Below are 1,009 nucleotides of genomic sequence, written 5' to 3' on the forward strand. Positions count from 1 at the left end.
GTCGGTGTCGACGGGTGCGGCGACGACGTCGTCGGATGGGGTGTTGCAGGAGTTCGGGGTGGGTGTGGATGGGTCGTTGCGGCATTGGTCGTTTGCGCCGGGGGCGTCGGGGTGGGGGTTGGATGAGGGTCTGGGTGGGTCGGTGGTGGGGGTGCCGGTGGCGGTGACGTCGTCGGATGGGGTGTTGCAGGTGTTCGCGCGGGGGACGGAGGGGCGGTTGCGGCATTGGTCGTTCCGGCCGGGGTCGGGTGGGTGGCTGCGGGCTGAGGATCTGGGTGGGGCGATTGTGGGTAGTCCGACGGCGGTGGCGTCCTCGGACGGGAATTTGCAGGTGTTCGCGCGGGGGTCGGACAATACGTTGCGGCACTGGTCCTACAGTTTCGCCGCGGGTGGTGGCTGGAGCGGTCCGGAGAGTCTGGGGGGTGTGCTGGGTGGTGACCCGGTGGCCGGGACGTCCTCGGACGGCAATCTGCAGGTGTTCGCGCGGGGTGCGGATGACACGTTGCGGCACTGGGCGTTCAACGTCGGCGTCGGGGCGTGGTCCGGTGAGGAGGGGCTGGGCGGGAGTATCACCGGGACGCCGAGCGTGACGACGAGCACGGACAGCAATCTGCAGGTGTTCGCCCGGGGCACGGACAACACGCTGCGGCACTGGTCCTACGGCTTCGCCACCGGTGGCGGCTGGGGGCTGACGGAGAACCTCGGCGGGAGCCTCAGCGGTGACCCGTCCGCGACCGTGTCCGGTGACGGGGTCCTGCAGGTCCTCGCCCCCGGGACCGGCAACACCCTGCGGCACTGGTCGTTCGGCGCATCCGGCACCTGGGGCCGTGACGAAAACCTCGGCGGGGCCGTCACCGGCCCCGTCTCAGCCACCACATCCAGCGACGGCAACCTGCAAACCTTCGCCCGCGGCACCGACACCCACCTGCACCACTGGGCATTCAACATCACCCAACACACCTGGACCACCAACGAAAACCTCGGCGGCACCCTCGCCTAACCACCACCA

General features: G+C 69.7%; 1 protein-coding gene. It reads left to right on the forward strand.

The window, feature by feature from the left end:
* Window positions 1-190 precede the first annotated feature (190 nt).
* On the forward strand, window positions 191-1,000 hold the full coding sequence (locus tag ACIA8L_RS56375) for a hypothetical protein (RefSeq protein ID WP_395918547.1): 810 nt from the start codon (window positions 191-193) through the stop codon (window positions 998-1,000).
* Window positions 1,001-1,009 lie beyond the last annotated feature (9 nt).

It is taken from the genome of Dactylosporangium sp. NPDC051541 (assembly GCF_044454505.1).
In the GTDB taxonomy this organism is placed as follows: Bacteria; Actinomycetota; Actinomycetes; order Mycobacteriales; family Micromonosporaceae; genus Dactylosporangium.